This window comes from Halopseudomonas sp. MFKK-1, from assembly GCF_027474385.1.
Lineage (GTDB): Bacteria > Pseudomonadota > Gammaproteobacteria > Pseudomonadales > Pseudomonadaceae > Halopseudomonas > Halopseudomonas aestusnigri.
In genome coordinates this window covers 1,782,501-1,801,177 of record NZ_CP114836.1, presented here as the reverse complement: position 1 = coordinate 1,801,177, position 18,677 = coordinate 1,782,501, and the positions used below count along the sequence as shown (strand labels likewise).

At 59.9% G+C, this 18,677-nt stretch carries 15 protein-coding genes, 2 tRNA genes and 2 rRNA genes (1 of these 19 only partly in view); 11 read left to right on the top strand and 8 right to left on the bottom strand.

Annotated elements, in window-relative coordinates; genetic code table 11:
• The first annotated feature begins 136 nt into the window (after positions 1–136).
• The 10 genes from O5O48_RS08375 (at position 137) to O5O48_RS08330 (ending at position 10,289) form a co-directional block, all read left to right on the top strand.
• Entirely contained in the window at positions 137–1,864 is a 1,728-nt protein-coding gene (locus O5O48_RS08375) for a tetratricopeptide repeat protein (RefSeq protein WP_233048341.1), read from the top strand.
• 3 nt (positions 1,865–1,867) lie between these two features.
• A complete protein-coding gene (lolB, locus tag O5O48_RS08370; protein ID WP_233048342.1) occupies positions 1,868–2,485 on the top strand; it encodes a lipoprotein insertase outer membrane protein LolB in 618 nt (205 codons plus the stop codon).
• Positions 2,482–3,333 carry a 4-(cytidine 5'-diphospho)-2-C-methyl-D-erythritol kinase gene (gene ispE, locus O5O48_RS08365; RefSeq protein WP_269688602.1) on the top strand — a complete coding sequence of 284 codons (852 nt, stop codon included), beginning with the start codon at positions 2,482–2,484 and terminating at the stop codon, positions 3,331–3,333. The genes lolB and ispE overlap by 4 nt, the downstream gene beginning before the upstream one ends.
• 29 nt (positions 3,334–3,362) lie before the next feature.
• Positions 3,363–3,437: transfer RNA gene (locus O5O48_RS08360), tRNA-Gln, on the top strand.
• Positions 3,438–3,557: 120 nt separating this feature from the next.
• A complete protein-coding gene (locus tag O5O48_RS08355; RefSeq protein ID WP_088273144.1) occupies positions 3,558–4,499 on the top strand; it encodes a ribose-phosphate pyrophosphokinase in 942 nt (313 codons plus the stop codon).
• A gap of 93 nt (positions 4,500–4,592) precedes the next feature.
• Positions 4,593–5,213: a 50S ribosomal protein L25/general stress protein Ctc gene (locus tag O5O48_RS08350; protein ID WP_088273143.1), complete on the top strand. Its 621-nt coding sequence runs from the start codon at positions 4,593–4,595 to the stop codon at positions 5,211–5,213.
• A gap of 44 nt (positions 5,214–5,257) precedes the next feature.
• The gene (gene pth / locus O5O48_RS08345) at positions 5,258–5,833 is read left to right on the top strand and encodes an aminoacyl-tRNA hydrolase (RefSeq protein WP_088273889.1); all 576 of its coding nucleotides are present in this window, start codon (positions 5,258–5,260) and stop codon (positions 5,831–5,833) included.
• Positions 5,834–5,870: 37 nt separating this feature from the next.
• On the top strand, positions 5,871–6,971 hold the full coding sequence (ychF, locus tag O5O48_RS08340; protein WP_228246615.1) for a redox-regulated ATPase YchF: 1,101 nt from the start codon (positions 5,871–5,873) through the stop codon (positions 6,969–6,971).
• Between the two features lie 184 nt (positions 6,972–7,155).
• Complete coding sequence (locus O5O48_RS08335) at positions 7,156–10,089, top strand: DUF748 domain-containing protein (protein WP_269688601.1); 2,934 nt, start codon at positions 7,156–7,158, stop codon at positions 10,087–10,089.
• Positions 10,090–10,212: 123 nt separating this feature from the next.
• Positions 10,213–10,289: transfer RNA gene (locus O5O48_RS08330), tRNA-Met, on the top strand.
• A 66-nt stretch (positions 10,290–10,355) separates the two neighbouring features.
• Here the strand turns inward: O5O48_RS08330 and O5O48_RS08325 are convergent.
• From O5O48_RS08325 to O5O48_RS08305, 5 genes are read right to left on the bottom strand one after another with little or no spacing between them, the layout of a single operon-like run.
• Positions 10,356–11,348 (bottom strand): isocitrate/isopropylmalate family dehydrogenase, encoded by a 993-nt coding sequence (locus O5O48_RS08325; RefSeq protein WP_233048345.1) that lies wholly within the window; start codon positions 11,346–11,348, stop codon positions 10,356–10,358.
• Positions 11,348–12,247 (bottom strand): DMT family transporter, encoded by a 900-nt coding sequence (locus O5O48_RS08320; RefSeq protein WP_233048346.1) that lies wholly within the window; start codon positions 12,245–12,247, stop codon positions 11,348–11,350. Before O5O48_RS08320 ends, O5O48_RS08325 begins: the two co-directional genes overlap by 1 nt.
• 4 nt (positions 12,248–12,251) lie before the next feature.
• Entirely contained in the window at positions 12,252–12,704 is a 453-nt protein-coding gene (rimI, locus tag O5O48_RS08315) for a ribosomal protein S18-alanine N-acetyltransferase (protein WP_088273139.1), read from the bottom strand.
• A complete protein-coding gene (locus tag O5O48_RS08310) occupies positions 12,701–13,462 on the bottom strand; it encodes a hypothetical protein (protein ID WP_269688600.1) in 762 nt (253 codons plus the stop codon). Before O5O48_RS08310 ends, rimI begins: the two co-directional genes overlap by 4 nt.
• A complete protein-coding gene (locus O5O48_RS08305; protein WP_228246610.1) occupies positions 13,462–15,003 on the bottom strand; it encodes a 2-isopropylmalate synthase in 1,542 nt (513 codons plus the stop codon). Before O5O48_RS08305 ends, O5O48_RS08310 begins: the two co-directional genes overlap by 1 nt.
• 231 nt (positions 15,004–15,234) lie before the next feature.
• Here O5O48_RS08305 and O5O48_RS08300 point away from each other — a divergent pair, with 231 nt between their 5' ends.
• A complete protein-coding gene (locus tag O5O48_RS08300; RefSeq protein WP_228246609.1) occupies positions 15,235–16,896 on the top strand; it encodes a long-chain-fatty-acid--CoA ligase in 1,662 nt (553 codons plus the stop codon).
• A gap of 70 nt (positions 16,897–16,966) precedes the next feature.
• Here the strand turns inward: O5O48_RS08300 and O5O48_RS08295 are convergent, their stop codons facing one another.
• From O5O48_RS08295 to O5O48_RS08285, 3 genes are all read right to left on the bottom strand, one after another.
• Entirely contained in the window at positions 16,967–17,584 is a 618-nt protein-coding gene (locus O5O48_RS08295) for a class I SAM-dependent methyltransferase (protein ID WP_228246608.1), read from the bottom strand.
• A 241-nt stretch (positions 17,585–17,825) separates the two neighbouring features.
• A 5S ribosomal RNA gene (rrf, locus tag O5O48_RS08290) occupies positions 17,826–17,941 on the bottom strand.
• 138 nt (positions 17,942–18,079) lie between these two features.
• A 23S ribosomal RNA gene (locus O5O48_RS08285) occupies positions 18,080–18,677 on the bottom strand; it runs 2,291 nt beyond the window's last position.

The following is an 18,677-nucleotide window of genomic DNA, read 5'->3' as shown; positions in this document are numbered from 1 at the left end:
CAGTGGCAGGATGCCGCACAGGCACCTTTCATGGCGCCCACTGGGTTTGTCCCCACGCCTGTGTCATGATTCCCCAATGCCGCGCCGGACGCCGTCCTCCGCCCGGATCGGCCCACCGTTTCGCACGAGATCCGATATGAAGGCTACACTCATTCCGTCCTTGCCAGCACTGCTGTTCGCAGGCCTGCTGCTCGGTGGCTGCAGCACACTGGATCAGGCCGGCGCGCCTGCCGACAGCACGCCCCAGAAGCCGGAGACGGCAAGCCAGCCGGAGCCAACGGTCTACGGCCAGTTCCGCCAGGACACTCTGTTTGATCTGCTGACCGCCGAAATCGCGGGCCAGCGCAACCGCTTCGATATCGCACTCGACAACTATCTGAAACAGGCACGCAGCACCCGTGATCCCGGGGTGACCGAGCGTGCCGTCCGCGTTGCAGAGTTTCTGGGCAATGAGCAGGCCGCCAACGAACTGACCCAACTCTGGGTCGAGATCGCTCCGCAGGATCCGGAAGCCCTGCGCTCGGCCGCCATTCACCTGGCCCGTGCCGGCCGACATGAGCAGGCCATGGACATGATGCAGCGCGCGCTGGACCTGCATGGCGAAACCCATTTTGATTTTCTCGCGCTGGCGGCCGCCCAAACCGACCCCCAGACCCGCAACGCCCTGCTGACCAGCCTCCGCCAAATGCAGGAACGCCACCCGGACAACGCGCAACTGGTATTTGCCCGTGCCCTGCTTCTGCAGCAGGCAGACCGCCCCGAAGACGCCCTGCAACTGCTGGAGGAACAACCGCGAGGTAATGAGGTACCACCAATCATCCTGCTGCACAGCCGACTACTCGCCGAGCAGGACCCGGATCGGGCAGAGGCGTTGCTGTACGACAGCCTTGAGCGCTTTCCCGACGAGGTTCGATTGCGTCTGATGCTGGCTCGACTGCTCGTCAGCAAGGGTAATTTCAGGGATGCCCGCGTGCAGTATATGAAGCTTGCTGCCGACAACCCGGACGACGCCGACCTGCAGTTATCACTCGGCCTGATCGAACTGGAACTAGAGCAGGCGCAAGACGCCGTCATTCACCTGCAGCACACGCTTCAGCTTGCACCCGGCAACAATACTGCGCGCTATCACCTGGGTAATGCCTATCTGGCGGCCGGCCGCACGGATGATGCACTGCTCACCTGGCAAAGCATCGACAGTGGCAATGAACTGCTGACATCCCGCGTGCAAATCGCCCGCCTGCTGCTTGAGCAAAACCGCATGAAGGCACTGCAGGCGCAATTTCAGCAGGACAGGGACCAGCATCCGCAACACGGTCTGACACTGTTCCAGATAGAAATAGAAGCCTTGATGCCGGACCATCCCGAACTGGCAATGGCACAGGTTAACGCAGCCCTGCAGGCCTACCCGCAGGACAGCGGCCTGCTCTACAGTCGCGCCATGCTGCACGAGCAGCTGGGCAACCTGCGCGGCCTGCAAGAGGACCTTGGCAGCATCATCGAACAGGAACCGAACAACGCGATGGCGCTCAACGCCCTGGGCTACACGCTCGCCGACCACAATATCGAGCTGGATCGTGCCCTGTCGCTGATCACCCGCGCCGCCGAACTGGCACCGGACGACCCTGCAATCAAGGATAGTCTGGGCTGGGTTCACTACCGCCTGGGCAATCTGGAGCTGGCCGAGACGCTGCTGCGTGAAGCCTACGACGCCTTCCCTGACCAGGAAGTAGCGGCCCACCTGGGCGAAGTGCTCTGGCGCCAAGGCAAAGAACGCCAAGCACGCAGGATCTGGCGAGATGCCCTCAAGCTGGACCCGCAAAGCCCACTCATTCCTGAAACCCGCAAACGCCTGGAAGCCGAATAAGACATGTCCATGCTGCGCCTGCCTCTTTTGTTCTGCCTGCTGTTAACCCTGGCCGCCTGCGGCAGCCTGCATCAACGCGAAACCATCGAGTTTGGCGGCGACCAGAACGCCTGGAAAACCCACCGAGCACAACTGGAGCCGTTGGACCGCTGGATCCTGCAAGGCAAGATCGGCATCCGCAGCCCGCAAGAGTCGGGCAGCGGCACGCTGTTCTGGCTGCAGCGCCGAGCCTACTACGATATCCGCCTGTCAGGCCCTCTGGGGCGCGGAGCTACCCGCATTCAGGGCGACCGCAACAGCACCACGCTGGAGGTAGCCGGCCGGCCGACCGTCTCCGCCAGCTCGGCTGAAGACCTGGTCGCCGAACAGATAGGCTGGCACTTGCCGGTCGACCAGTTGCTCTGGTGGGTGCGCGGCCTGCCCGCACCGGATTCAGCCAGCCGCCTGCAGCTGGATAGCCAAAGCCGGCTGGGCCGTCTCAGCCAGAGCGGCTGGACAGTCGAATACAGCCGTTACCAGCAAGTTGACGGACTGGAACTTCCCCAACGTCTGCAGATATCAGGTCACGATCTGCTGCTGACGCTGGTCATCACCGACTGGAAACCCGGCATCACCGAATGAACACCGCGACACTCAGCCTGCCCGCACCGGCCAAACTGAATCTGTTCCTGCATGTTACCGGCCAGCGCGACGACGGCTACCACACACTGCAAACCCTGTTTCAGTTTCTCGACTACGGAGACACCCTGCATTTCAGCAGCCGCAACGACGGCAAAATTGTCCTGCTAAGTGACCTGCCGGGCGTGGATGCGGAGGACAACCTGATCGTCCGAGCCGCGCGCCTGCTGAAAGAGGCTAGCGGTACACCACTGGGTGCCGACATCAAACTGGACAAGATTCTGCCCATGGGTGGCGGTATCGGTGGCGGCAGTTCAGACGCGGCTACCACCCTGCTTGGCCTCAACCACCTGTGGCAAACCGGCTTGAGCATCGACCAACTGGCCGAGCTGGGCATCCGTTTGGGCGCTGACGTCCCCGTCTTTGTCCGAGGGCATGCCGCCTGGGCCGAAGGAGTGGGCGAGCAATTGACCCCGGTAGAACTGGAAGAGCCCTGGTTCCTGGTAGTGGCGCCGGACTGCCCTGTCAGCACCGCTGAAATTTTTTCAGATGAGAGGTTGACGCGAAACTCATCGCCCATTACATTAGCGGCCTTCGTCGCAGGCGGTGGTCGGAATGACTGTCTGCCGGTCGTTACAACGCGTTACCCTGAAATTCGTAACACGTTGATCTTGCTAAACAAATATTGTGAGGCTAAGATGACCGGGACTGGCAGTTGCTTGTTTGGGGCCTTCCCAAACGAACGCGAAGCTGATAAAGTTCGCGCCCGGTTGCCAGCCACACTGCGAAGTTTTGTAGCAAGAGGTTGTAACGTTTCTCCGTTACACCGCGAACTGCAAGAGCAAGCATGACGGATGCAGCCGTGCATCCGGACAGATACAGGGGCGTCGCCAAGCGGTAAGGCAGCAGGTTTTGATCCTGCCATGCGTTGGTTCGAATCCAGCCGCCCCTGCCATTTTTCTCTCCGGCAGCAATCAACTACAGAATTGTTCAAGTCTGGCTGGTTGAGGCCGTTTCGGCATTCCCGCAGACCTGAATTCTCCACCTAGCCACTACCCACAAAAGGTATTGCTGCGTGTCCAAGATGATGGTTTTCACGGGGAACGCCAACCCCGATCTGGCACGGCGCGTCGTGCGTCAACTGCACATCCCGTTGGGCGACGCTACCGTCGGCCGATTCAGCGACGGTGAAGTCAACGTCGAGCTGAACGAAAACGTACGCGGCAAGGACGTCTTCATCCTGCAGCCCACCTGCGCCCCGACCAACGACAATCTGATGGAACTGATCGTCATGGCTGATGCCCTGCGTCGTTCCTCAGCCTCGCGAATCACCGCAGTGGTCCCCTACTTCGGTTATGCCCGCCAGGATCGCCGCCCGCGCTCGGCACGCGTTGCCATCAGCGCCAAGGTGGTCGCGGACATGCTCGACACCGTAGGCGTTGACCGCCTGCTGACCGTTGACCTGCACGCAGACCAGATCCAGGGCTTCTTCGACATCCCCGTCGACAACATTTACGGTTCGCCGGTGCTGATTGACGATATCCAGGATCAGCGCTTCGAGAACCTGATGATCGTCTCCCCGGACATCGGTGGCGTCGTGCGCGCACGCGCCGTGGCCAAGAGCCTCGGTGTCGATCTTGCCATCATCGACAAGCGTCGCCCCAAGGCCAACCAGTCCGAAGTGATGCATATCATCGGCGATGTAGAAGGCCGCACCTGCGTACTGGTCGACGACATGGTCGACACCGCCGGGACTCTCTGCCATGCCGCCAAGGCACTGAAGGATCACGGCGCCGCGCAGGTATTTGCCTATTGCACGCACCCGATCCTGTCCGGCAAGGCAATCGAGAACATTACCAATTCCGTGCTGGACGAGCTGGTGGTGACCAACACCATCCCGCTGACCCCGGCCGCTGCTGCCTGCGAGCGCATTCGCCAGCTGGACATGGCCCCGATTGTGGCCGAGGCCATGCGCCGTATCAGCAACGAAGAATCCATCAGCGCGATGTTCCGTTAAGGTACGAGCGCTGATTTAACAGCCCGCAAGGGCATCACCCATCACCCGATGCGTTGGTCGCAAATGCCCGGGTGAGTTAGCAAGGAGACTACAATGGTCGACTTCACTCTTAATGCGAAAGCGCGTACTGACCTGGGGAAAGGTGCGAGCCGCCGCCTGCGTCGTAACGCTGATCTGGTTCCCGCCATCGTTTACGGTGGTGACAAGGCTCCTCAGAACGTTGCTCTGGAAGCACGCGAACTGAAAAAAGCCCTGGAAAACGAAGCTTTCTACTCCCACGTCATCAGCCTGTCCATCGACGGCAAGAAAGAAGACGTGCTGCTGAAAGCACTGCAGCGTCACCCGGCCAAGCCGGTAATCATGCACGCTGACTTCCTGCGCGTTGTTGCCGGCCACGAAGTGACCGTCAACGTTCCGCTGCACTTCGTTAACGAAGACAGCTGTGCAGGCGTCAAGAAAGGCGGCGTTATCTCCCACACCATGACTGAAGTGGAAGTTCACTGCCTGCCGAAAGATCTGCCTGAGTTCATCGAAGTCGACATGGCTGCCGTTGAACTGGATCAGATCGTCCACCTGTCTGACCTGAAGCTGCCGAAAGGCGTTGCTATCACTGCTCTGGCTCAGGGCGCTGATCACAACCTGCCGGTTGCCAACGTCCACGCTGCTCGCGTTGCTGCTGACGCGCCGGCTGAAGGCGAGGAGTCCGCGGAGTAATCTCCCGCACGACTCTGAAGAGGGCGCCCGTTGTGACGCAGGGAATCAAGTTGATCGCTGGACTGGGAAATCCTGGCCCGGAATACGAACTGACCCGCCACAACGCTGGCGCCCTTTTTATTGAGCGTCTGGCCGCACGGCACAACACCAGCCTGCGTCCGGAGAGCAAGTTTTTTGGCCTGACGGCACGCATCAGCGTGAACGGTCAGGACGTTCGCCTGTTGATACCCACTACCTTTATGAACCGCAGCGGTCAGGCCGTCGCCGCGCTGGCGAGCTTCTATCGCATTGCACCCGAAGAAATTCTCATTGCCCACGACGAGCTGGATTTACCCCCGGGCGTGGTCAAGTGCAAGAAAGGTGGCGGACACGGCGGACACAACGGTCTGCGCGACATCATCGCCAAACTGGGCAACAACAACGGCTTTCACCGCCTGAGACTGGGTATCGGCCACCCCGGCCACAGTTCACAGGTGACCGGCTTTGTACTGGGCCGCGCGCCCCGCGCCGAGCAGGATGCGCTGGATGCCTGCATCGACGAGGCCATCGGCGAACTGCCGGGCATGGTCGAAGGCAACTGGACCGCCGTCATGCAACGCCTGCACAGCTTCAAGGCCTGAATCTCATTACGCCGAACCAACGGCAGAGGACAACACCATGGGTTTTAACTGCGGCATCGTCGGACTGCCCAACGTCGGCAAATCCACCCTGTTCAATGCACTGACCAAAGCCGGTATCGGTGCCGAGAACTTCCCCTTCTGCACCATCGAGCCGAACAGTGGCGTGGTCCCCATGCCCGATGCCCGCCTGGACGCCCTGGCCGCCATCGTCAAGCCCGAGCGCGTCATCCCGACCAGCATGGAGTTCGTCGATATCGCCGGCCTGGTAGAAGGCGCCTCCAAAGGTGAAGGCCTGGGCAACAAGTTCCTGGCCAACATCCGTGAGACCGACGCCATCGCCCACGTGGTGCGCTGCTTTGAAGACGACAACGTCATCCACGTTTCCAACAGCGTCAACCCGCGCCGCGACATCGAAACCATTGATCTGGAACTGATCTTCGCCGACCTGGAAAGCTGCGAGAAACAGTTGCAGCGCGTTGCCCGCAACGCCAAGGGTGGCGACAAGGAAGCAGTCGCACAGAAGGCGCTGCTGGAACAGCTGATTCCGCACTTTGAAGAAGGCAAGCCCGCCCGCTCGCTGCTGAAAAACCTCAGCCCGGAAGAGCGCCAGCTGGCCAAGGGTTTCCACCTGCTGACCAACAAGCCGGTGATGTATATCGCCAACGTCTCCGAAGAAGGCTTCGAGAACAACCCGCATCTTGACGTGGTGCGCGAGATAGCCGCGGAAGAAGGCGCGGTCGTGGTTCCGGTCTGCAACAAGATCGAAGCGGAAATCGCCGAGCTGGATGACGACGAGGAAAAGCAGATGTTCCTCGAAACCATGGGCATGGAAGAACCGGGCCTGAACCGCGTAATCCGTGCCGGCTACGAGCTGCTAGGTCTGCAGACCTACTTCACCGCCGGGGTGAAGGAAGTACGCGCCTGGACCGTCAAGATCGGCGCCACCGCACCGCAGGCCGCCGCCGTCATCCACACCGACTTCGAGAAGGGCTTTATCCGTGCCGAAGTCGTCGCCTATAACGACTTCATTCAGTACAACGGCGAAAGCGGTGCCAAGGAAGCCGGCAAATGGCGCCTGGAAGGCAAGGAATACATCGTCAAGGATGGCGACGTAATGCACTTCCGTTTCAACGTCTGACCTCTCCGGCAGTCGAAGGCCCCGCACGCAACCGCGTCCGGGGCTTTTTTGTTTGATCAACCTCCCCTCGTTCGGTGCAAAGGACTGACACCGAGACCAATGCAGTCAGCCGCAGCCCGTTCACGCCCCACCCATACGATTCCCGTGCCATACTCCCAGTGCTCCATGTTGTTGCGAGAATCCCATGCGCTTACGCAAGAAAACGCTGTTTGTTTCACTGCTGACGGCCCTGTTTGCCTACACCCTGATTGGCGCCCTGCTGCTGCCCACGATCATCCTGCACGTCGCCAACCAGCAGCTGAATCGGTTCGCTACGGTGCCAGCCAAACTGGAGCGCGTCGAGTTCAACCCATTCAGCTTCGAAGCAACCCTCTGGAATTTGCATATCGGTGCGCCTGGTGCGCCGCAGATCGCTTTCCGCCGTGCCTACGCCAACCTGCAGCTCGACAGCCTCTGGCATGGCGCCCTGCATCTTTCCGACGTTGAACTGGAGCGCGCATACGTCGATGCCCGCCTTGATGCCGAGGGTGGGCTGAACCTTCTGCAGCTATTTGATCTGCCAGCATCGGAGCCCCGGGAACAGGACCCGAACGCCCAACCGTTCCCGGTCCTGGTCGACCGCATTGCACTGATCAGTAACAGCGCAAACTTCCAGGATCTGCGCCCCTCCGAGGCCGTGGAGTTTGCCTATGACGCCATCTCGCTCGAGCTGCACAACCTCAGCACGCTGCCCGACAACCAGGGCAACCTCAGGCTGACGGCCTCCGGCCCCTATGGCGCGACCCTTGATTGGGATGGCCGGCTCAGCCTGTCACCTCTGCGCGCCAGCGGCCGCATCAGCTTGCACGCTGCAGAACTGCAGACCGTCTGGCCTTACGTGCATGAGCGCTTGCCGCTATTGCTGCAAAGCGGCGCAATCAGCGCCAGCACCGACTATCACATCGACCTGTCCGAGCGCACCGATGTTCGCCTGAACAACGCACGCCTTGATCTCGACAGCCTGATCATCGACCACAACGACAAGCCCCTGCTGCGCGTCCCGTCATTGAGCATCAACGACGGCTCGCTCGACCTCGCGTCCCGCCAGGCCCGCCTTGGCAGCATCCAGAGTCAGGGGCTGGAGGCCTGGGCTGCCCGTCTGGAAAATGGTCAGATTGATCTGCTTGCACTGCTTCCCAAGCCGGCAACCGAAGACGCGCCGTCAACTGACCAGGACGCAGCGCCAGCCGCCTCCGCCAGCACTGAAGACGCTGAGACCGAAGCAACCAGGCCGCAACAGGCACCACAACCGGCATGGCAGTTACAGGTTGCCCAGGCAGACCTCAGCGGCTACCAGCTGCACCTGCAGGACCGCCTGCCCGATACCGACGTCAATCTGGAGCTCGCGCCGCTCAACATCAGCATCAGCGACTTTGACAGCGCAGCCTCAACACCTTTCAGGCTCCAATTGCAGACTGGCGTGAACGGTGACGGCAACCTGAGTGCCGCCGGCGAGGTAAATCTGCGTCCGCTGTCAGCCAGACTCGACATTGCCAGCCGAGATATCAACCTCCAGCTCGCCCGCGCCTACGTGGAACCGCTGGTGGATATACAGTTGCGCAGCGGCCTGATGGATGGCGACCTGAAGCTCCAGCTGCGGGGCACCGCTCCCCTTGACCTGGCCATCACCGGCGAGGCCAGCGTCAGCCAACTGCATGTGGTGGACTCTGACCGCGAGCGGGATCTGCTGAAATGGCAACAGCTGCAGGTCACCGGCATCAACTACCGGAGCGACAGCCTGAGCATCGAACGCATCAGCCTGCACCGCCCCTACGTGCGTTTCATCGTCAACGAGAACCTGACCACCAACTTCAGCGATCTGATCGTCAAGCAACCCGGCCAGCCGGAACCCAGCACGCCGGCCAGCGACAAGCCGCCAATGGCGCTGCGCATTGGCGGTATAGATATCCATGACGGCTCCGCCAACTTTGCCGACTTCAGCCTTACCCCCAACTTTGCCACCGCAATGGGCCAGCTGAACGGCCGGATCAGCACCATCGACAATCAGCGTCCGCTGGTTGCCAATGTCGATATCAGCGGCCGCGTAGACCGCTATGCGCCCGTCACCATCAAGGGCGGGCTCACACCCTTTGATCCGCTCAACAGCCTCGATATCGCTACCCGCTTCCGCAACGTCGAGCTGACGACCCTGACCCCCTACTCCGGCAAGTTCGCCGGCTACCGCATCCGCAAGGGGCGCATGAACCTGGACCTGGAATACCGCATCCAGCAAGGACAGCTGAATGCCCAGAACAAACTGCTCCTGGAGGGCCTGCAACTGGGAGAGAAAGTCGACAGCCCGGACGCAGTCGACCTGCCCGTGCGTCTGGCTGTGGCCCTGCTGAAGGACACCAACGGCAACATTGACCTGTCGATCCCGGTATCGGGCGATCTCAACAACCCCGAATTCAGCGTTATGCCGCTGGTCTGGCAAACCCTGCGCAACCTGCTATTGCGGGCAACACAGGCGCCGTTCAAATTCATCGCCGGACTGGTATCCGGAGACCAGGCGGACATCAGCCAGATCAGCTTCGCGGCCGGCAGCGCCGAGCTCGATGGCACCGCGCAAAGCGCTCTGGATACCCTCGCTCAGGCCCTGCAGGAACGCCCTGCCCTGATTCTCGAAGTCCAGGGACGCAGCGCCATCGAGCAGGACGGCCCTCCTCTGGCAGCCGAGCGACTGGAGACCGAGTATCAGCGGCTGCAGTACCAGATTCTGCAGAACAGCGGCAAGAAACTGCCCGCCGACCCCAGTGAGCTTGTTGTCGAAGACGAGGACAAGCCAATTCTGCTGGAAGCCATTTACCGCACCCAACTGAAACAACAGCCGCCGACCGACTGGGCCGAACTTGAACCCGAAGAGCGCACCACCCGACTGCGCCAGGCCGTGCTCGCGCACTGGCGAGCCAGTCAACTGATGCTGCGTCGACTGGCCCAGCTCCGAGCCAGCAATATCAAGGGCTACCTGACCGAGCGCGCGGGAATGCAGGCAGAACGGGTATTCCAGATCGACGTCAGCATTACCGAAGACAGCGGCGAAGAAAACGTCAGCGTCCCCATGCAGCTCGACAGCAACTGAGTCGGAACAGCACAATCCGCTCTGCGCACTGGCGTCGGTTAAATAATTGAAAAGGCAGATAAAAAAGTTTTGGAAAGAGGGTTGACAACATTTGCGCAGAAATGAATAATGCGCGCCTCGGATGGCTACATAGCTCAGTTGGTTAGAGCACAGCATTCATAATGCTGGTGTCCCAGGTTCAAGTCCCGGTGTAGCCACCAACCTTTTCAAAGGCTTAGCTTCGGCTAGGCCTTTTTTTATGTTCCCACGTATAGCCAGTCGTCGTCCTACAGCCTGCTAATCACGCCGTCGGCAATAATCTCTGTGGTGCGATCAGCAAAATCAACTGCACCCGCCTCGACCAGAAAGCCCTCAACCGCCGCATCCAGTCGCGCGGCCAGTTCTGGTTGCTGCCAGTGATATCTCAACAGTAAGGCCGCGCTCAGCAGGGCCGCAATAGGGTTGGCCCGGCCGGTTCCGACGATATCCGGTGCGCTGCCGTGTACCGGTTCGGCAAGGGCAATGCCCTGTCCCCAGTTGAGCGACGGCGCCATGCCAAGCCCACCTGACCAGTGACAGGCCAGATCGGACAGGATGTCGCCAAACAGATTGGTGGTGGCCAGCACATCAAAGCTTTCCGGCGACTCGACCAGCTGCAGTGCCGCAACGTCTACCAGTCGCTCGTCTACCTGAGCCTCCCAGCCGTGCACGGCGAGCACCTGACGACAGGTGTCGCGAAACAGCCCACAGGTTAGCGGCAGCACATTGGCCTTGTGGGCCAGTGTCACCCTGTGGGCGCTTCGCTGTTCGGCCACCTCGACGATTCGCGCAGCGAACTGTTCGCAGGCCGCCCGGCTGATCTGTCGCTCGGCAATCGCAATGCCTTCGCTCTCCATGTGCTCGCGACCAACGTACAGCCCTTCGCTGTTCTCCCGCAGAATAAGCATGTCGACACCGCTGCGGGGCGAGATGACTGGCCAGCTCCGCACCGGGCGCAGGTTGCAGTTCAGGCCGAGCTGTTGGCGCAGGGTGAGAATGGCGCTGCGATACCCGGCAACCTTGCGCGCCGGTGATGAGACAGCGCCAAACAGCCCGGCACCGGTCGCTCGCAGACTCTCCAGCGTGGCTTCCGGAACAGACGAGCCGCTACGCTGAAAGCACTCCCATCCAGCATCAGCCGCGTGCGTCTGCAGACCGGGCACCAGTCGCCTGAGCGCAGAAACGGCAACCGGTATGACCTCGTGACCAATCCCGTCACCGGGAATAACACACAGCTGCATCAGGCTTTCCGTCCCTGCCAGGTCGCAAGCAACAGGCCGACAAACGTCAGCGCACCGCCAGCCAGGTGATAGGCGTGCAATTGCTCGCCCAGCAGCAAGATACCGAGCAGCGAGGCGAATATCGGCATCAGATAACTAAACAGTGAGGCTGTTGCCGGCCCCAGTACGCGCACGCCATGGTTCCAGGCGGAGTAGGCAACCAGCGACGCCATTACGGCGGTGTAGCCAATCGCGCCGAATGCCTGAGGCGACCAGGGCATGCTACCGTGCGCGTTCAACTCCCATAGATAGAACGGCAACAGCAGTGGTACACCGCACAGCAGCATGGCCGCCAGCAAGGTAAACCCTGGCACCGGAACCGGCCAGCGCCGCAGCAGAACCGAGTACAGGCCCCAGGCAAGCACCGCCAGCACCATTATCAGGTCGCCCCGATTAAAGCCAATCTGCAGCAATTGCCATGGCTTGCCAGCGCTGAGAATCAGCAACAAGCCGAGAAATGACAGTAATGTGCCAAGCAGCGTCAGCCGTGTCGGCCACTGCCGCAGTAATACGACAGACCAGATAAAGGCAGCGACCGGCAAGCCGGTGTTGACCAGCGTAATGTTGATCGCGGTGGTGCTTTGCGCGGCCAGGTACAGGAGAGTGTTGTAGGAGGAGATACTCAGCGCCGCAAGTATCGCGATCTGTTTCCAATGCACTGAGAGCAGATCGCGGTGCCGATACAGGCTCGGCAAGGTGAATGGCAGCAACAACAGCAGCGCGGTCAACCAGCGCCAGAAGGACAAGCCGATCGGCGGCAACATACCGGCAGTGGCCCTTGCAACCAATGCATTGCCCGCCCAAGCCAGCGTGCAGATCACCAGGCCGACAATGGCGCCGTTACGACGTGCGTTGGACATGGGCTCAGTCGATCAGCGAGCAGGCCATGACCAGCGCGTCTTCGCGCCCACCCACTGCCGGGTAGTAGTTCTTGCGCCGACCAATTTCGTTAAAGCCGTAACGCTCGTATAGTCGCGCTGCACTCTGGTTGGATTCGCGCACTTCGAGGAACGTAACCTCGGCATCACGCGCCTTGGCCTGCTGCATCAAGTGATCAAGCAACGCCAGACCATAGCCGTTGCCCTGACTCTCGGGCTTGATGGTAATGTTGAGCAAATGCGACTCGCCGGCAGCAGCCGAGAGTACGCCGTGCCCGACCTGCTGCTGTCCGCTGAAGGCGAGCCAGCACTCATGCCCCGAACGGATGCAATCCAAAAAAATGCCGCGTGTCCAGGGATGACTGAATGCGGCAAACTCGACCGCCAGCACCGCATCCAGATCCGACTCCTGCATGCGGCGAAAGGACAACGTACTCATGACTTCTCCTGCCAGCGCGATCGCACACGGCGTAACAACGTCCACAACGCCGCTTTTTCCTGCGGGCGCTTGAGCAGGCTGTCGAGGCTGGGCGCAAACCACACGGGCGGCAAGCCGTCGACAGATTCTTCGCAGCCGAGCAACGCATCAGCCTGGGTCAGATCGGTTTCAACAAGCAGGGTATTCATAACACCAAAGCAGCCGACCGAAACGATCTGCTGTGACTCCAGCCGAGCCTGCAAGAAGGCCAGCAACCCGCGATTAGCCGCAGCAGCACTGCGGTCCAGCTGCGGGTTACGGTTGAGCGGCCAGCGAAAATCAGCGACCAGTGTCGGACGGTCCGGGAGTTGCACCGCACGCAAAATGTCCTGCATCAGGATAAAGCCGGGCATCGCGCTTTCCAGCCCTGGCTCGGGTGTTTCAATCAGCAACATGCACGGACCGGATTGCCAGAGCTGCAGGTAGAACGCTGCGACCGGCTCCGCCGCGGGGCCTTTTTTCACCGGCTCGGGGACCGGCGCCGGCGGAGCAGGAACAGGAGCTGGCGCGACTGTCGGTTTGACTGGCCTTGGCACCTCAACGCGCGGCGCTGCGATGCTTCGCCCGGCAGGCGCAGCCTCAGCCTCCGCCGCGGACACCTCTGGCTCCGGCAGCAGCAGTGCAGGCGCACGCGCGGGCACCGCCGCAAGCGGTTTGCGCGGCATCCAGTTGGTAACGCCCAGAGCCTCCAGGTAAGCGAGGCGAGTCGCTTCGTACATCAAACGTCTGCCGCTTGCGGATGAGCCCGGTAAGCGCCTTCGCGCATGAGATTCAGCGCATTGATATACGCCTTGGCCGACGCGACCACGATATCAGTGTCAGCACCGTTACCGTTGACGATTCGCCCGGCCTTTTCAAGCCGCACCGTTACCTCGCCCTGAGAGTCGGTACCCTGGGTAATCGCATTAACCGAATACAGCTGCAGGCTGGCTTGCGACCCGACAATCTGCTCAATCGCCTTGAACGTCGCATCCACCGGCCCGGAGCCTTCTGCACTTGAGGTCTTCTCTACGCCATCCACGGTCAGCTGCACCGTCGCAACCGGAATCTCGCCCATGCATGAGGTAACCTCCAGGTGGACCAGGCGAATGTGCTCTTCCACTTCGGTCAGGGTATCGGTTACCAGGGCCTGCAGATCTTCGTCGAAGATTTCGTGCTTGCGATCGGCCAGTTGCTTGAACCGGGCGAAAGCCGCGTTCAGCGCCTCGCCACTGAGTTCAATACCCAGCTCCTCAAGCCGTGAACGGAACGCGTTACGGCCTGACAATTTGCCAAGTGACAATTTGTTGGTATGCCAGCCAACCGACTGGGCACTCATGATTTCGTAGGTTTCCCGATGCTTGAGTACCCCGTCCTGATGGATGCCGGACTCATGGGCAAAGGCGTTGGCACCTACGATTGCCTTGTTCGGCTGCACCGGAAAGCCGGTAATACCCGAAACCAGACGCGACGCCGCAAGGATGTTCTCGGTTTGGATGCGGGTCTCAACGTTAAGCAGGTCCTTACGGGTCTTGATCGCCATGACGATCTCTTCCAGCGCAGCGTTGCCGGCCCGCTCGCCAAGACCGTTGATGGTGCATTCGACCTGGCGCGCGCCCGCGGTTACCGCCGCCAGCGAGTTGGCCACCGCAAGGCCAAGATCATTGTGACAATGAACAGAGAAGATCGCCTTGTCGGCGTTCGGCACCCGGGTAATGATCTGACGGATAGTGTCGGCAAACTGATGCGGGATGGCGTAGCCAACCGTATCGGGGATATTGATGGTGCGCGCGCCGGCGTCGATGGCGGCCTCGATGATGCGGCAGAGGAAGTCGATCTCCGAGCGACCCGCATCCTCGCAGGAAAACTCGACATCCGGGCAGAGATTGCGCGCACGCTTGACCGCACGCACCGCCTGCTCAACCACCTGATCCGGCGGCAGACGCAGCTTGTGCTGCATGTGAATCGGACTGGTAGCGATAAAGGTATGGATACGACCTGCATTGGCGCCGGCCAGCGCCTCGGCCGCACGGTCGATATCGGCATCCATGGCTCGGGACAGACTGCACACGACACTGTCCTGAATGGTATCGGCGATCAGTTTGACCGCCTCAAAGTCACCGGGACTCGCGATTGCAAAACCGGCCTCGATGACATCGACGCGCAGCTTCTCCAGCGCACGAGCAATGCGCAGCTTCTCGTCCTTGGTCATGGACGCGCCGGGGCTCTGCTCCCCGTCACGCAGTGTGGTATCGAAGATGATTACCTGATTCTGTGTCATACCTGCAGCCCTCTCCCGTGGTCACGTCATCGCGTTACCCTTAGTCGCTAACTATACCCGATCCACACCCATCGGCGGGACGCCGACTAAGCGCTGTTTATTGCCTGCTAACACGAGAGTGCAGTTTGATTCCCCTTGGACCCGCCGCCACCTATGCTGCGAACATGCCCAAATACAACAGTCGGTGCGCTCCCCGGGATAACGCACCGACAATAACAGGAGACTGGATGCATGTTTGATCGTCATTTTGCAGTATGGCCGGAGCAGGTACCCCGCAAGCTGGAGCTACCCGCAACCAACCTGTATCACAACATCACCGTCTCGGCACTGCGCTATCCGCAACACCCTGCCATTCATTACTACGGCACCGACATCAGCTACCGCGAACTTCAGGACGAGACCGAACGCCTGGCCGGTTACCTGCAAAAGGCCGGCGTGCAGGCTGGCGATCGGGTGCTGCTCTATATGCAGAACAGCCCACAGTACATCATTGGGTTTTTCGCCATCCTGCGGGCAAACGCGGTGGTCGTACCCGTCAATCCGATGAACCGTACTGCCGAACTGGCCTATCTGATCGAAGACACGCAGGCGCCGGTCGCACTGTGTGGCCAGGAACTCAGCGAGTTCGTTGCGCCACATATTGGCAACAGCAGTCTGCGCGAGGTGATTGTCAGCGCCTACAGCGAGTACGTCAGGAAGCCAACTGACCTGCCGCTGCCCGAAGCTGTTGCAGAACCGGCGGCGGCCGCTACAGGCGAAGAAGGTGTAACCCGATGGCAGGATGCGCTCAATGCAAGCCTGCAGCCCGGCCCACTGACAGCAGGGCCACAGGACCTGTGCGTCATTCCCTACAGTTCCGGCACAACCGGCAACCCCAAGGGCTGCGTGCACACCCATCACAGTGTCATGGCCACCACCGTTTATGGTGCGGCCTGGGTCAACACCCAGCACAGCTGCATTCACCTGGTATCGGTACCGATGTTCCATGTGACCGGCATGCAATCATGCATGAATTCGACGCTGTATGCCGGCGGCACACTGGTTGTCATGACGCGCTGGGACCGCAAGGTCGCTGCCACCCTGATCGAGCGACTGAAGATCAATACCTGGCGCAACATCTCGACCATGGTCGTCGACATGCTGTCTGACCCTGATATCGACAAGTACGACATTAGCTCGCTCACCGGCATTGGTGGTGGTGGTGCAGCCATGCCGGCAGCCGTGGCGGCCAAACTCAAAGAGAAAACCGGCCTTACCTACATGGAAGGTTACGGCCTGTCCGAAACAATCGCTGCTACGCACGTCAACCCGCCGTTGGCGTGCAAGCCACAGTGCCTGGGCATTCCCTTCATCGGTGTCGACTCACGCGTCATTGACGTGGAAACGCTAAAGGAAGTGGAGCCTGGTGTCACCGGGGAGATCATCATGCGCGGAGAGCAGATATTCCAAGGCTACTGGAACCGCCCCGACGCTACCGAAGAGGCGTTTATTGAACTCGACGGTCATCGCTTCTTCCGCTCCGGTGATCTGGGTTACTACGACGAAGAGGGTTACTTCTTCCTAGTTGACCGCGTCAAACGCATGATTAACGCATCCGGCTTCAAGGTATGGCCTGCGGAAGTCGAATCCTTGATGTACGCCCATCCGGCAATCCAGGAAGTCTGTGTCATCTCTGCGCCGCACGAGCGCCGCGGGGAGACAGTCAAGGCCATCGTGGTACTCGCGGCTGGCAAGGAAAACACCAGCGAGCAGGACATCATCAGTTGGTGCCATGAGAATATGGCAGCGTACAAATGCCCACAAATGGTCTCTTTTGCCGACAGCATCCCCAAGTCACCAACAGGCAAGCTGATGTGGCGTCACCTGCAGGACCTGGAATGGGGACGCGCCTGAGCATTGCCCTTGAAAATGCCACAACAAAAAAGCGCCCATGGGCGCTTTTTTGTTGTCACTGAACTGTCTATCAATCCTTATTTGCGACCCCTTCATATATGAACGTCATCGGCCGCGGTCCCTTGATGTAACCGGCACCCATTTCCTCGATTGAAAACCCGGCGTCACGTATCAATGCCGGGATATTCCTATCAAGATGACAACCGCCTGCCCAGGGTTTCCACCATGGTGTAAGACGATGCTGCCACCGCTGAACACCGGGCTCAGGAGCCAAACCGTGTTCACAAAACAACAGTTTTCCACCATCACGTAGTACGCGGTGCATTTCCCGCAACGCGGGCAAGGGATCGGCAATACTGCAGAGCGTGAAGGTCATGACGATAGTGTCGAAGCAACGGTCATCGGCGTGTATTCCCCGTACATCGACAGCGACCATGTCGACAGGGAAATCCACGTCAGCGCTGCGTCGCTGCGCCAACGCCTGCATCTGTGCGGCCGGGTCCACACCAATAAGTCGCGTAACCCTGGCCGGGTCGTAGTAGCGCAGATTTAGCCCGGTACCGATGCCGATCTCCAGCACCTCGCCGTGCGCTCGGGGCACCAGTCGCGCGCGCCGTGCCATAACATCTCCCATGCCGCAGGCGGTATCGATCAATCTTGGTAGAACATAACGATCGTATAAGCCCATATCCCCTCCCAAGTGTCACTGCTGCAGTTTAGCACCAGGCAGACGAAATCAGAGGATGAACGGTGTCACGACAGCGAGAGGAAAAGCTGGTATTTGAGGCGCCATCAACATCTCGCCAGTTTTCAGCAGAGCACGACGCCGGTAGTGCAAGTATGAAACGCGCCGCAGCGTAGGGGTTAATTTTCCGTGCGCGCAAAGAAGAACACCCCGACCATGACTGATCGGGGTGTTCGGTATAGGCGCTTGACGATGACCTACTCTCACATGGGGAAGCCCCACACTACCATCGGCGATGCATCGTTTCACTTCTGAGTTCGGGATGGGATCAGGTGGTTCCAATGCTCTATAGTCGTCAAGCAATTTGTTGCTGCCCGCTAGGCGTGCAGCTTAAAAAGCTTGGATGTGTGACAGAAGCTAAGGTATTTGCAATCTCGCAAGTTCGCGAAGTTGTTTGTTTCTGTTTGGCTCGATAACACCAGATTGCTTGGGTGTTATATGGTCAAGCCACACGGGCAATTAGTATTGGTTAGCTCAACGCCTCACAGCGCTTACACACCCAACCTATCAACGTCGTAGTCTTCGACGGCCCTTTAGGGGAGTCAAGCTCCCGGTGAGATCTCATCTTGAGGCAAGTTTCCCGCTTAGATGCTTTCAGCGGTTATCTTTTCCGAACGTAGCTACCCGGCAATGCGTCTGGCGACACAACCGGAACACCAGGGGTTCGTCCAACCCGGTCCTCTCGTACTAAGGTCAGCCCCTCTCAAATCTCAAACGTCCACGGCAGATAGGGACCGAACTGTCTCACGACGTTCTAAACCCAGCTCGCGTACCACTTTAAATGGCGAACAGCCATACCCTTGGGACCGGCTTCAGCCCCAGGATGTGATGAGCCGACATCGAGGTGCCAAACACCGCCGTCGATATGAACTCTTGGGCGGTATCAGCCTGTTATCCCCGGAGTACCTTTTATCCGTTGAGCGATGGCCCTTCCATACAGAACCACCGGATCACTAAGACCTACTTTCGTACCTGCTCGACGTGTTGGTCTCGCAGTCAAGCGCGCTTTTGCCTTTATACTCTACGCACGATTTCC